Consider the following 13,015-nt stretch of genomic DNA (forward strand, 5'->3'; position numbering starts at 1 on the left):
CACCGCGAGAGACTTTGACCGTCAGGTCTCGGAGTTCTACCTGCGTATCGCGATCCTCAATCAGTTCACCGCGCTCGGAATCCCACTCACCGAGGTTATTCAGTAAATCATAAGTCCCAGAATGCGAGGTCCATAACCAAAACTCTATTTGTGCAACAGAGCCGACAAGGCGTGAAAAAGCCTTTCCCAGACACCCACATGTGACCAGCGTCGAAAGCGAGCATGGACCGCAGTCCATTTGCCGAATACCTCCGGCAGATCACGCCAGCGCGCCGCATTGCCCGCCATCCACAGGATCGCATCTACGAACAGCCGGTTGTCGACCCCGCTCCGTCCAGGCGTTCCGATCCGGCCCGGGAGATGGCCTTCAATCCGGCTCCATTGCTCGTCTATCAGTGTCCGTCTGCTCAAGGCTCGTCCTCCATAGACAGTCTTGAATCAGAACTTCAATGCGAGTGGAACCCTTGAATGCAGACAGGACCTAGCCGGTGAATTTGGGTCCGGCGGATAGCGCTTCCGGCGTCGCCGGGAGGGCCGAATCGACGACGACCAGCTTGTCGCCCGCGATCGGCGACGGCGTGCGGTCCTTGGGCAGCAGGGCCCTGAACCGCACGTCATAGCTCGCAGCCTGCTCGTACAGAACGTCGAGCAGCCCATTCCTGTCCATGAACACGTTCATGGTGGCCGGGATGCGCACACAGCCTTCCGAGGCCGGGCGGCCAAGGCGGCGTTCGAGAAATTCCGGGTCCGTGGCGTGGATTTCGAGCCGGATATCGCCGGTCTCGCCATCCTTGCGCCAGCCCTTCACGGCATTGTGCCAGCCGAGATCCCAGACCCGCATGCCCTTGGCCCCGATCCCGCGAATCCCGTTCTCGTTCTTCGTCCCTTCGGCGCGATAGCCCAGCCGGTCCGCCGTGTTGGGAAACACGCCGATCGGGGTGATGTAGTAGTATTTGCGCCCCGCCTGCCCGGTCGAAACCGGCGTGCCGCCCAGCGCCTCCCAGGGCGTGTCGCCGGGAAAGGCCAGGACGAAACACATGCGCTGGACGGCGGGATTGCGATCCACCACCATCAGGAGTTGCGGCCGGTCGATCACCGTCCGCGACGCCGCGATCGCCTGTCGCGCCAGCGTGACGAAGCGTGTCCGGATCGCGGGGCTGTAGGTGCTGAAGCGCGACACCTTCCGCGTCATCTCCCGCGTCAGGCGCGCCGCTTCGGCATGGGCCTCGGGGATGGTCGCGGCGGGGAGCGGCGGAATGATGACAGGCGGCGGCTCCTCCGCCTCCGGCGTGGGGCTGACCGCCGCCGCGACGGAGCCCGGGCCAGCGCCCGGAGCGGCGCCCGGACCCGCACTCTGAGCGGCGCCCTGCGTCGCGGCCGAATTCTGCGCGCGACCGGCCGCGGGCAGGACCAGCATGACCAGCATCGCACATGACAGGCTCAGACCACGCCCCGTACCGCGCATCGCCACCCTCCGCCGGCCGTCGCGGCTCCGTCGGGAGCCGCGTTCCGGGATCTATTTGACTGGAACTGGCCCGTGCCGTCCACCCCCGGCACGGTCGACGCCTCAGGAAGCGGGGTCATTCGAGCGCGGAGACGATGATCGTGACGCCTTTCCGACGCATGGCGGCGCGCGACGACTGGGCGGTCGATGCTTTATATCCATGCCGTGAAATTTTTCTTGCCAAAGCGGGCAGAAGCGGCGAACCGGGATCTGTCATGCGCAAATTCGATCCCTTCCTGCTCAGCCTGATCAGCGCGATCCTTCTCGCCACCCTCCTGCCCTGCCGCGGCGTGGCGGCGGTGATGCTGCATCGCCTGACCTTCGTGCTGATCGCCCTGATGTTCTTTCTCCACGGGGCGCGGCTGGAGCCGCGAGCGGTGCTGGAGAGCGCGCGGAACTGGACGCTGCAATCCGGCGTCGCCGCCTGCACCTTCGTCCTGTTTCCGCTGCTCGGCCTCGGGCTGATGACGGCGGCGGGGGGATTGCTGGACCATGACATGTGGCAGGGCGTGCTCTTCCTCTGCTGCCTCCCCTCGACCGTGCAGTCCTCGATCGCGCTGACCTCCATCGCGAGGGGCAACGTGCCGGCGGCGATCTGCGCGGCCACGCTCTCGAATCTCGCAGGCATCGTCATCACCCCGATTCTGGTCGCGCTGGTGCTGCACCGGAGCGGCGCGTTCTCGGCGGCGTCGATCCTCGATATCGCCACCCAGCTTCTTCTGCCGTTCGGCATGGGCCAACTCCTGCACACGCGCCTGCACAAATGGGTGCACCGCAACAAGAAGCTGCTGACGCTGAGCGATCGCGGCGCCATCGTGCTGGTGGTCTACACCGCCTTCAGCGCCGCCGTGGTGGAAGGCGTCTGGCATCGCGTCTCGGCGCGCGACCTGCTCGCGGCAGCGGGGGTGGACGGCGTTCTGCTGGCCATCGTGCTGCTGGTTTCAAGCTCCCTCGGGCGGCTCCTGCGTCTTGATCTGCCAGGAATCATCGCCCTGACCTTCTGCGGCTCGAAGAAATCCCTGGCGACCGGCATTCCGATGGCCAATGTGCTGTTCCCGGCCGCGGCAGTCGGAACCGTCGTGTTGCCGCTGATGATGTATCATCAGATCCAGCTCTTCGTCTGCACGCTCCTTGCTCGTCACCTCAGCCGCCGTCCGGAGCCGGACCCGATCTCCGTACACGCCTGAAAACGGCATGTAACGCTCGTAGGAATCGGTTACGAAAACAAGGTTGCCCCATTCTCGTTCCATCTGCACCTACTCGACTGCGCCTTGATACAGCACCGGGGAAGGGAGACAGATGGGAGAGCGGACGGAAGCGACGACCCCGCCGGATCGGCGCGCCACGCCCGCGGCCGCGCGTCACGATGCCACGGCCTCTCCCTCTCTTCTGCATCGCGCCGCACAGGCGCTCTTCCGCGTGCGCAACTTCAACGACATTCACGAGCGGGCAGCCGAACTAGGGCTCAGACTCCCCCTCGGATCCAAACGTCTGGACCGTCTGGAGGCCGTGCGTCGCAGCCGGACACTCTTCATCCATGTGCCGAAGAACGCCGGCACCTCGATCAATGCCCTGCTGTACGGCCGCGTCATGCGGCACGAGACGGCGCGGTATTACCATCATGTCGCCCCCGATCTGTTCCGGCCGGACATCGTGCGCTTCGCCATCTGGCGCGATCCGGTGGAACGTTTCCTGTCGGCCTATGATTTCGCCCGACGCGGCGGCGGGCGGCATGTCCGGATCCACCCGCGTTTCGCGGCGGTCTATCGCCAGTTCCGCTCACTGGAGGATGCGATCGACCACGTGGCCGCCAGCCGCAGCCCCTATGGGCTCGATCATGTCTTCCGTCCGCAAAGCTGGTATCTGACCGACCGGCGCGGACAGCTGCTGGTGGAGCGGATCTTCGCGTTCTCCCGGATCGACGCCCTGCCGGAGCATATTCCCGCGCTGGCAGGCAGCACCATCCCGCATCTCAACGACACGCAGCGCGGCACGTATGTTCCGACCGAAAGCCAGTCACGTCGCATTCGGGCACTGTATCGACACGACGAGATGTTGCGCGGACGCCTCACCTCGCTCTGATTGGCGAGTTGACATAGAAACGTCGATCTGTTACGAATTTGTCGCACTCAGAAAAATTCTGACTGTCCGGACAGGATTTGAGGTGCATGGACTCGTTTCGATCTGACATTTGTTTCGTCATCGCTTCACTTTCTTGCCGGGACTGCCATGATCACCCTGACGCGACGCCTCTGCGCCACGACGGCCCTCATCGCCTTGGCCACACCCGCCTTCGCCGCGGGCACACAGCCGACCAAGCGAACCGCCCCTCGCCCCGCACATTCCGATGACGCGCCCTCGATGATGGGCGCGACGGCGCCGACCGATGTCGAGAAGGAAGAGCATCTGGAGGTGCATGCCTCGCCGCGCACCCGCATCGGTGCGGGGCTGATGATCAAGGAGGACGCGCCGAAATCGCGTTCGACCGTGACGCAGCAGTTCATTTCCGAACAGGCGCCGAACAACCCGATGCAGCTCATCGCCCTGCTGCCCGGCGTCAACACGACCTCGCTGGACCCGCTGGGCCTGAGCAGCGGCTACATGTCGATGCGCGGCCTGACGCAGGACCAGATCGGCTATACGCTCGAAGGCTTCCCGGTCAACGATATCGGCAATTACGCGATCTATCCGCAGGAAATCGTCGATGCCGAGAACCTGCGCACCATCAATGTCGAGCAGGGCTCGGCCGATCTCGACAGCCCGCATCTCTCCGCCACCGGCGGCGCGGTCGACATGTACCTGCTCGGCCCGAAGGACAAGTTCGGCGGCGCGGTGGACATGAGCTACGGCAGTTACGATTCCCGCCGCATCTTCGGCCGCGTGGATACGGGCTATGTCGGCTCCACGCATCTGAAGGGCTATTTCTCGTTTTCCGACGCCGCCGAGAGTTCGTGGCGCGGGCCGGGCGGCCAGAACAAGATGCACGGCGAGACCAAATGGGTGAACGCGTGGGGCCAGGGGAACGTGATCTCCCTCACCCTCGTCGGCAATACCGGCACCAGCACGCTCTTTCCGTCCACTCGCATGAGCAACTGGCTCACCAACGGCATACACAATTCCTATTCCGCGAAATGGGACGCGGCGAATCCCAGCGGCAACTACTACGAGCTGCACCGCAACCCCTTCACCAACATCTACGCCTCCGCGCCTTCGACCTTCACGCTGACCGACCATCTGAAGCTGACGGAAACCCCGTATTTCTGGTACGGCGACGGCAATGGCGGCGGCGCGTATTCGGAAAATATCCAGAACTTCCAGTGGGGCGCGACGAAGACGACCGGCAGCATCGGTCCCTACAACGCCACGAACACCAAGTCGCTCCTGCTCTACAACCCGTCCAACACCCAGACGTACCGTCCCGGCGCCGTCACCAAGCTGACGCTGACGACCGGCAAGAACCGCCTGATGGCCGGATACTGGTTCGAATACTCCAAGCAGTTCCAATCAGGCCCCTACAGCCTGATCAATTATGCGACCGGCAAGCCGCTGGACCTCAACGGAGGCGGGCCGAACCTCGTTCTGGCGAATGGCGACACCGCCGAATACGCAACACGTTGACGCAGACCCGCATCCACACGCTGTTCATCGCCGACAACATCTCGCTTCTGAATGACAAGCTGAACATCGAGGCGGGTCTGAAATACACGTTCGTGCAGCGTCAGGGTCATAACTTCCTGCCCGACACCTCGACCGGCCCCTATATCAGCCAGTCGTGGCAACAGCCGCTCCCGGCCGCGTCCATCCGCTACAAGCTCAACAGCCGGAATCAGCTGTTCGCGTCGGTGACCACGAACTTCCGCGTTCCGCAGAACTACTCGCTCTACGATTCAGGCGCGTATTATCCCGGCGGCGGCTATGCGACCAAGGCGAACCCGACCCTTCGGCCCGAAATCTCGATCTCGACGGAAGCGGGCTGGCGGTATCAGGGCCCGATGATCATGAGCTCGCTGACCTATTTCCACTACAACTTCACCAATCGTCTCTACAGCAAGACTGTGCAGACAACGGGTGGCAACTATTACAGCGAGTCGATCAACGGCGGCGGCATGCATGCCGACGGCGTGGATTTCGAATTCGGCACGGCCCCGATCCTCTACCACATCCGCCCCTATTTCTCGGCGGAATACATCCACGCCATCACGGACAGCAACATCGCCGCCGGCGGCAACACGGGCGATTATGTGTATTCCAAGGGTAAATTCGCCCCTCAGACGCCGCAATATCAGTTCGGCCTCAACCTGAACTATGATGACGGCCATTTCTTCGGCAATTACAGCCTGAAATATGTCGCCCGCCAGTATTCGACCTTCAATAACGACCAGCACATCCCCAGCTATGTCCTCATGAATATCGGCGCGGGCTATCATTTCAAGGATATGGGCCGCTTCAAGAGCCCGACGATCCGCATCAACTTGCAGAACCTCACGAACAACCACTATCTCGGCTATGCCAGCGGCGTAGCGTCCAACGCCTATGCGACCAGGGGCGTCTACGGCAACAAGATCAAGGGAAGCCCCACCGCGACGTCCTTTGCGATCGCCGCGCCCTTCTTCGTGATGGCGACCGCCAGCGTCGATTTCTGATCGCGCAGCATCGCGTCACGTGAGCGCCGGAGCATCGTCCTCCGGCGCTTTCGTTTTCGCCCCGCCCCGCTCATGGCGCAGCAAATCGCCGGGCTGGCATTCCAGCGCATCGCAGATGGCTTCCAGCGTCGAGAAGCGAATCGCCTTGGCCTTCCCCGTCTTCAGGATGGAGAGATTGGCCAAGGTCAGCCCCACCCGGTCCGACAGTTCGGTCAGCGTCATGTTCCGCTCGCGCAGCATGGAGTCGAGATCGACGACGATGCTCATGCGTCAGATCACCTGATCCAGTTCGGCGCGCATCTCCAACCCGACGCGGAACACCCAGGCAAGCACAAAAACCAAAATGACCGCCGGAATGCCCGCGATCGGAATATCCAGAAAGTAACGCTCATCGCTGACCTGATGCAGGATCGCGGCTTCGAGCACGCTCACCGCGATATGGGCGGCCTGCATGATCACCAGCATCCACGCCATGGCGGTCAGGCGGTCCGAATTTTCCCGCACGAAGGGCGAACCGTCGCGGATCGTCGCCAGCAATCCAGACAGGAGACCCAGCACGCGCCAAAGCGCCCCCAGCGTGACATAGGCGGCGGCCAATAGGGCCACGCGCAGGCCGATCGCCACGGGCACCTCCGCCGGAACGCCGATCTGGACATGCAACCCGATCGGCAGGGACAGGAGCGACGCGATCGCGCCGGCCAGCGGCAGAAGCGCAACGAAAGCCACAATCACGCGCAATCCCCGCACGATCACAAGTGCGATACGCGCCACACGCCGCGCCGAGGCGATCCCGCTCATCACTCTGCTCCGATCTGATGTGCCACGGCCGCGATCATCCGCCCGGCCACCTCCGTCAGCACGCCGTTGCTCAGCGTGACATGAATATCCGATGAAAGACGGCAGTTGACGAACAGGCTGGCGACCAGAAGCAGGAGAAATCCCGCCCCCGCGGCGCGCATGACCGCATCGATCAGTGCCATGGCGGAGAGTCGTGGCGTCATCGTTCTTTCTCCCGTCCCGGTTCCGTCATCATATCGAAAATCAATAATATCGTTTTTCGATAAGCGCAAGCGATTTTATCGATCCCCGATAAATCCGGCCGAATTATCACCTTCCGCTTGAACTTCCAGCCCCGAAGCCCTAGCCTACCCGGCCTTGTCTCCGCGCCGGGGTCTCCGACGCGCTTGCCCGCTCGTGCAATGGCGCCGGGGTGTCCACTCCGGCGCTTTGCGCGCGGGTTCGATTCGTATTTGCTCAACGTGTTTTCTGGGGAAGCGACGTGCAGAAGATTCCGATGACCGCTGGCGGGTTGATCCGGCTCGAGGACGAGCTGCGCCGACTGAAGAGCGAGGATCGCCCGGCCGTGATCCGCGCGATCGCCGAGGCGCGCGCTCATGGCGACCTGTCGGAAAATGCTGAATATCATGCGGCGCGGGATCGTCAGTCCTTCATCGAGGGGCGGATTCTCGAACTTGAGGATCTGGTTTCCAGCGCCGAAGTCATCGACCCCGCCACGCTCTCGGGCGATCAGGTGAAGTTTGGCGCGCATGTCGATCTCCTCGATGAGGAGACCGAGAAGGAAAGCGCGTACCAGATCGTCGGCGTGCATGAGGCCGACATCAAGAAGGGGCTGCTGTCCGTCTCCTCGCCACTCGCGAAATCGCTGATCGGCAAGAGCGTCGGCGACAGCGTCGCCGTCCCGGCTCCGGGCGGGGACAAGACGTATGAAATCCTCAAAGTGACATACAAGTAGAACCGGACGCCGCATCATGCTCCAGACGACTCCGCTGCTCGATTTCGCCGCCATCGCCGCCGCGCATGAGCGAATCGCGCCCCGGATCGTCCGGACGCCGACCATTCCCTGCGCCGCCCTTTCGCAGATCGCCGGCGCGGATATCTGGCTGAAGCTGGAGAACCTCCAGGCCATCTCCTCCTTCAAGGAACGCGGGGCCGCCAACAAGCTGGCGCTTCTGACGCCGGAGGAACGGGCGCGCGGCGTGATCGCCGTCTCCGCTGGCAATCATGCCCAGGGCGTGGCGCGCCATGCGGCGCTGCTGGGCATCAATGCGACCATCGTGATGCCGCGCTTCACCCCCACCGCCAAGGTCGAGCGCACGCGCGGCTGGGGGGCGCGCGTGGTGACGGAGGGCGAGGACTTCACCGAGGCGAGCCTTCTGGCGGACGAGATTCGCAGGCGCGAGAATCTGGTGCTCGTCCATCCGTTCAACGATCCCGCCGTGATGGCCGGTCAGGGCACTTTCGCCATTGAATTGCTGGAAGATACGCCGGCGCCGGACGCGCTGGTCGTGCCCATCGGCGGCGGCGGCCTCATCAGCGGCACGGCGGTGGCCGCCGCGCATCTGCGTCCGGGCCTGCCTGTCTGGGGCGTGCAGGTGGAGAGCTACGCCTCGCTCGCTGGTTTCCCCGGCGAGGCCGTGCCGACGCTCGGGGGCTCGACCGTGGCCGAGGGCATCGCCGTCGCCCGGCTGGGCGATCTCTGCATCGCCGCGTTGCGCCCGCATCTGTCCGGGGTGCTGGTGGTCAGCGAATTGCAGGTCGAATCCGCCATCGCCCTTCTGGCCGAGAACGCCAAACAGGTCTCCGAGGGCGCGGGCGCGGCGGCGCTGGCGGCGGTCCTCGCCTATCCGGAACATTTCCGGGGCAGGCGCGTCGCCCTGCCTGTCAGCGGCGGCAATATCGGCGTGCGCATTCTCGCCAACACTTTGCTCCGCGCTCTTCGCCGGGACGGGCGGCTGCTGTCGCTGATCCTGCAAATTCCCGATCGTCCGGGCGTGCTGGCCGATATCTCCACCCGTATCGGCGATCTCGGCGGCAACATCATCGAGGTGTCGCACCAGCGCCTCTTTGCCGCGCCCTCGGTGCAGACGGCGGAACTCGAAATCATGATCGAGGCCCGCGACTCCGCCCATGCCGACGAGATCGAAACGGAATTGCGCGCGCATTACACGCTGACGCGCGGCTGAACCTTCGTGGGAAAGTGTCGGCGTTCTTTTTTGAAAAAAAGAACCAAAAAACTTTTCCGACTTGGCCGCCGAGTTTCCCCGTGATTCTCAGCGGCCAAAATATCAAAAGTCTTTTTGCTTCTTTTTCTTCAGAAAAAGAAGATACGCCCGCCGCGCCGTTCATGACACCTGCCTGACGGTTCAGACCCTTACTTCGTCGTATAGCCGCCATTCACGAGGATGGTCTGGCCCGTCATCCACCATCCTTCGGAGACGAGGAAACGGATATAGGGCGCGATATCCTCGATATCGGTCAGCCCTGTCTTGCTGAAAGACGAGAGCGCGGCCGCCGATTTATGGTAGGCCACTGCGTCCGACGCCTCCTGCCCGTAGAAAAACGCCGTATCCATCGGCCCCGGCCCGATCGCGTTGACCGAGATGCCGCGCGCGCCGAATTCCTTGGACGCCGCGCGGGTGAAATGCTCGACCGGCGCCTTCGCGCCCGCATAGGTGGAATAGAAAGGCGTGTACGCACCCAGCAGCGAAGTCACGACCGTCAGCAGCTTGCCGTTATCCTTCAAATGAAGGCCCGCTTCCTTGATGAAGAAATAGGCCGATTTCGCATTGATCGCGAACATCGCGTCGAATTCGTCCTCGCTCGTCTCGACGATCGGCTTCTTGAGCACCTTGCCAACCGTGTTGATGGCGATATCCGGCCGCCCGATCGCCGCGATCGTATCGGCAAAGAGTTTCGCATTCGCCGCCGCGGTCGTCAGGTCGGCCTGGAAGGCGACGGCCTCGACGCCCGCCGCCTTCAATTCGGCGAGTGTCTTCTCCGCATCGGGCCGGGTGGCGTCGCTGTTATAGTGAATGGCAATCGCCTTCGCCCCGTGCGCCGCGAGATCGCGCGCGACGAGCGCGCCGAGATTCTTCGCGCCGCCGGTGATGAGGACGGATTTACCTTTGATGCTGTGGTCCGGCATGAATCGCTCCTGTTCTGGTGAATAAGGGCATTGTCATCATTGCCGTCGGATGAATAAATCACGATTTTCCGACAGGATTGGTCGGGGAACCCGAACAATCAAACGCCACGGGAAACGTCATGGACCGTCTGGATCTGTTCCGCATCTTCACGCGCGTTGTGGAAACGACGAGCTTCACGCGGGCGGCGGCGAGCCTGAATCTCCCCCGCTCCACCGTCTCGACGGCGATCCGCGACCTCGAATTCCGCCTCGGCACGCGCCTCCTGGCACGGACCACAAGGCATGTCGTCCCGACGACCGACGGCACGACCTTCTATGCGCAATGCCTCCGGCTGATCGCGGATGTGGAGGAGGTGGAAGGATTGTTCCGCCGGGACGGAATGGCCCTGCACGGGGTCGTGCGCGTCGATCTGCCGGGACGGCTGGGACGACTTGTGGTGGCCCCGGCCTTGCCCGATTTCCTCGACCGGCATCCCGGCCTCGAGATCGAACTCGGCATGACGGATCGCGCCATCAATCTCGTCGAGGAAGGAGCCGATTGCGTGGTGCGTGTCGGCGTGGTGCAGCAGGCGGGGCTGATCGCGCGCCCGCTTCCCGAACTGCCCGTCCTCTCCGTCGCGAGCCCGGCCTATCTCGCCCGGCACGGCGTCCCGCGCGTCCCCGATGACCTCCGGGCTCATCAGGCCGTGCATTATGCCTCTCCGTCATCGGGGCGGGTGGAACCGTGGGAATGGACCGAGAATGCGGTGACGCAAACTCTCGACCTGCCGGGGCGTGTGACCGTGAACAGCGCGGAGGGACTCATCGCCTGCTGCCTCGCAGGGATCGGCATGGTCCAGATTCCCGCTTATGACGCCGCGCCGCTGATCCGGGAGGGCGCACTGGTCGAAATCCTGCCGGACTATCGCCCGGAGCCGCTGCCCGTAACGCTGCTCTACCCGCACCGCCGCCTGCTCGCGCCGCGCGTGCGATCCTTCGCCGACTGGCTGCACCGCCTGCTGCTCCACGCCACCGGCTCCGGTGCCCCGAGTGATACGATTCCCACCCGCCAGCACGCTGGCCGCATGCTTGGCGTTTTCGACGGATGACAGGACCCTCCCCCTGACCAAAGCTCCTTTTCCCGGCCACGAGCAGTTCATAGCGCCGTGAGTGTAACGCAACTCTGGATGTGGGACTTATCGACCGAGGCGCAGTCACGGCGTCCTGAAGTGGCCCCTGGAAATGGGACCACAGGTTAAGTTGGAGATATCTGGCTCTGTCGTATGAAGGAGCGATGATGACGAAGAAGACGAGACGGAAGCTGGACGGGGCATTGAAGGCGAAGATTGCGCTTGAGGCCGTGCGAGGCGACGTGACGGTGACGGACCTGGCGCAACGCCATGAGGTTCACCCGAACCAGATTTACGCTTGGAAGAGGCAGTTGCAGGAGCAGGCGGCGCGGGCGTTTGATATGACGGTGGGGCAGGGCTCTGTTGCACAATTCAGTCTATTGGCGTGACGAAGCCGTTATAGAGTTTTCCGTTACGCGACTGCCCGCGTGAGAGGGATTCCGAGTGCTGTGAATCGGTTAAGGATAGCAACACGGATGTGAACTTCGGCGATCTGGCGGTCGAAATCACGCGCTGTCAGACGCTGCCCCAGCAGTTTGAGGCAGTGCATCTTTGTCTCGACGCGGCTTCGTCGATGATAACCGCTCCATCGTCTCCAGATAGCCCGTCCGAGATGCCTGCAAGCCCGCAGAGCTTCATTTCGGGCGATGGCTCCTGCTGATGTGGGATCCCATGGCTTTGCGTTTTTCCGCGGGGGGATGACGGCCTGAGCGCCACGGCTGGCGATGGTTTCATGGCATTGTCTGGTGTCGTAAGCCCCGTCAGCCGTAACGCTGGCAATTTCCTCATCTTCAGGGATCTGTTCCACAAGCGCGGGCAGAACCGGAGCATCACCGATCCCGTTTCCCGTCATTTCAACGGCCCTGATTTCCAGAGACCCTTCGTCTATCCCGATATGGAGTTTGCGCCAGATACAGCGTTTCGAACCGCCATGTTTGCGCCTGTTCCATTCACCTTCTCCCTCAACCTTGATCCCGGTGCTGTCGATCAGAAGATGGAGCGGACCGTCTGAACCGCGATACGGGATATCGACCGTCAGGGCTTTCTGCCGGCGGCTCAGTGTGCTGAAATCCGGCACAGACCACGCAAGTCCGGCCAGGCGCAGAAGACTGTCGACAAAACCCGTCGTCTGTCGCAGCGCAAAACCGAACAGGACCTTCAGCGTCAGACAGGTCTGGATCGCGGCATCGCTGTAACCCGGCTGACGGCCACGACGTAACGTCGGAAGGCCTTCCCAGGCCATCGACGGGTCAAACCACACCGTCAGTGATCCACGCTTCTTCAGCGCCGCGTTGTAGGAGGACCAGTTCGTCGTTCGTAGCGCGTGGGGTTCGGCTTGCTCATGACGCCCAACTACCAGACCGGATTCATGACGTGAATCCCTCCCCACTATTTGCGCAACAAAGCCGTCCTCGGCATAAAGGACGTGCAGGATCGCCCCGACCAGCAGGGCATGGGAGGTCTTCTCCCAATGATTCCGCCGTTCCAGCGAACCCTCGGGATCGACCAGGATATCGGCGATGTTCTGCACGTCGCGGACCTCCGACGCTCCGCGCCGCACCTCCAGCAGCGGATTGTAGGCTGAGGACGCCGGGTTGGTGGGATCGAACAGCAGCACCCGCCCGAAAGTTGCGCGGAAACCAGCGGTGATCTGCCAGTTCTCGCCCTTGATGTCGTGGATGATGGCCGAACCCGGCCAGGTGAGGAGTGTGGGGATTTGACCCTGCCCCGAACGTGCCCTCAGTTTTGAGTTAGGGTCTGTGGGTTGTTGTATGCCTTTTTGGCGTGTTGAGCGAAAGCCTCTGGCGTCATG

The 13,015-nt window shown here is 62.9% G+C and carries 11 protein-coding genes and 5 pseudogenes; 8 read left to right on the plus strand and 8 right to left on the minus strand.

Annotated features, from left to right (window positions below; translation table 11 throughout):
* A pseudogene (locus EDC31_RS18255) lies at positions 1-106 on the plus strand (IS5/IS1182 family transposase); the annotation flags it as partial.
* A 56-nt stretch (positions 107-162) separates the two neighbouring features.
* On the opposite strand, the pseudogene EDC31_RS16075 reads toward EDC31_RS18255, so the two are convergent.
* Together EDC31_RS16075 and EDC31_RS16080 are read right to left on the minus strand one after the other, a co-directional pair.
* Positions 163-411: pseudogene (locus EDC31_RS16075) on the minus strand (transposase); the annotation flags it as partial.
* 70 nt (positions 412-481) lie between these two features.
* Positions 482-1,465, minus strand: coding sequence for a L,D-transpeptidase (locus EDC31_RS16080; RefSeq protein ID WP_042061951.1), 984 nt, complete (start codon positions 1,463-1,465; stop codon positions 482-484).
* A 254-nt stretch (positions 1,466-1,719) separates the two neighbouring features.
* On the opposite strand from EDC31_RS16080, the gene EDC31_RS16085 reads away from it, so the two are divergent.
* The 3 genes and pseudogenes from EDC31_RS16085 to EDC31_RS16095 all read left to right on the plus strand — a co-directional run bounded on the left by EDC31_RS16085 (position 1,720) and on the right by EDC31_RS16095 (position 6,147).
* A complete protein-coding gene (locus tag EDC31_RS16085; protein WP_042061954.1) occupies positions 1,720-2,691 on the plus strand; it encodes a bile acid:sodium symporter family protein in 972 nt (323 codons plus the stop codon).
* A gap of 112 nt (positions 2,692-2,803) precedes the next feature.
* A complete protein-coding gene (locus EDC31_RS16090) occupies positions 2,804-3,586 on the plus strand; it encodes a sulfotransferase family 2 domain-containing protein (RefSeq protein WP_042061949.1) in 783 nt (260 codons plus the stop codon).
* Positions 3,587-3,865: 279 nt separating this feature from the next.
* Positions 3,866-6,147 (plus strand): annotated as a pseudogene (locus EDC31_RS16095) (TonB-dependent receptor).
* A gap of 15 nt (positions 6,148-6,162) precedes the next feature.
* Here the strand turns inward: EDC31_RS16095 and EDC31_RS16100 are convergent.
* Genes EDC31_RS16100 through EDC31_RS16110 form a run of 3 tightly spaced genes read right to left on the minus strand, consistent with a single transcriptional unit; the run spans position 6,163 to position 7,148 of the window.
* Positions 6,163-6,414 carry a helix-turn-helix domain-containing protein gene (locus EDC31_RS16100; RefSeq protein WP_042061947.1) on the minus strand — a complete coding sequence of 84 codons (252 nt, stop codon included), beginning with the start codon at positions 6,412-6,414 and terminating at the stop codon, positions 6,163-6,165.
* A 3-nt stretch (positions 6,415-6,417) separates the two neighbouring features.
* Positions 6,418-6,945, minus strand: coding sequence for a DUF2975 domain-containing protein (locus EDC31_RS16105; protein WP_042061945.1), 528 nt, complete (start codon positions 6,943-6,945; stop codon positions 6,418-6,420).
* Positions 6,945-7,148 carry a hypothetical protein gene (locus EDC31_RS16110; RefSeq protein WP_132127162.1) on the minus strand — a complete coding sequence of 68 codons (204 nt, stop codon included), beginning with the start codon at positions 7,146-7,148 and terminating at the stop codon, positions 6,945-6,947. The genes EDC31_RS16105 and EDC31_RS16110 overlap by 1 nt, the downstream gene beginning before the upstream one ends.
* Positions 7,149-7,426: 278 nt before the next feature.
* Between EDC31_RS16110 and greA the strand changes: the two genes are divergently transcribed.
* Together greA and EDC31_RS16120 are read left to right on the plus strand one after the other, a co-directional pair.
* Positions 7,427-7,900, plus strand: a complete 474-nt coding sequence (gene greA, locus EDC31_RS16115; protein ID WP_042061941.1) for a transcription elongation factor GreA — start codon at positions 7,427-7,429, stop codon at positions 7,898-7,900.
* A gap of 34 nt (positions 7,901-7,934) precedes the next feature.
* Entirely contained in the window at positions 7,935-9,131 is a 1,197-nt protein-coding gene (locus EDC31_RS16120; RefSeq protein WP_408735070.1) for a threonine ammonia-lyase, read from the plus strand.
* Between the two features lie 188 nt (positions 9,132-9,319).
* On the opposite strand, the gene EDC31_RS16125 is transcribed toward EDC31_RS16120, so the two are convergent.
* A complete protein-coding gene (locus tag EDC31_RS16125; RefSeq protein ID WP_042061894.1) occupies positions 9,320-10,093 on the minus strand; it encodes an SDR family oxidoreductase in 774 nt (257 codons plus the stop codon).
* A 119-nt stretch (positions 10,094-10,212) separates the two neighbouring features.
* Here EDC31_RS16125 and EDC31_RS16130 point away from each other — a divergent pair, with 119 nt between their 5' ends.
* The gene (locus tag EDC31_RS16130; RefSeq protein ID WP_081797908.1) at positions 10,213-11,181 is read left to right on the plus strand and encodes a LysR family transcriptional regulator; all 969 of its coding nucleotides are present in this window, start codon (positions 10,213-10,215) and stop codon (positions 11,179-11,181) included.
* Between the two features lie 185 nt (positions 11,182-11,366).
* Positions 11,367-11,591 carry a transposase gene (locus tag EDC31_RS16135; protein WP_132127163.1) on the plus strand — a complete coding sequence of 75 codons (225 nt, stop codon included), beginning with the start codon at positions 11,367-11,369 and terminating at the stop codon, positions 11,589-11,591.
* Between the two features lie 23 nt (positions 11,592-11,614).
* On the opposite strand, the pseudogene EDC31_RS16140 reads toward EDC31_RS16135, so the two are convergent.
* Together EDC31_RS16140 and EDC31_RS18260 are read right to left on the minus strand one after the other, a co-directional pair.
* Positions 11,615-12,546, minus strand: a pseudogene (locus tag EDC31_RS16140) (IS5 family transposase).
* 76 nt (positions 12,547-12,622) lie between these two features.
* Positions 12,623-12,976: pseudogene (locus EDC31_RS18260) on the minus strand (type IV secretory system conjugative DNA transfer family protein); the annotation flags it as partial.
* Positions 12,977-13,015 lie beyond the last annotated feature (39 nt).

The sequence above is a fragment of the Acidomonas methanolica genome (genome assembly GCF_004346035.1).
Taxonomy (GTDB): Bacteria; Pseudomonadota; Alphaproteobacteria; order Acetobacterales; family Acetobacteraceae; genus Acidomonas; species Acidomonas methanolica.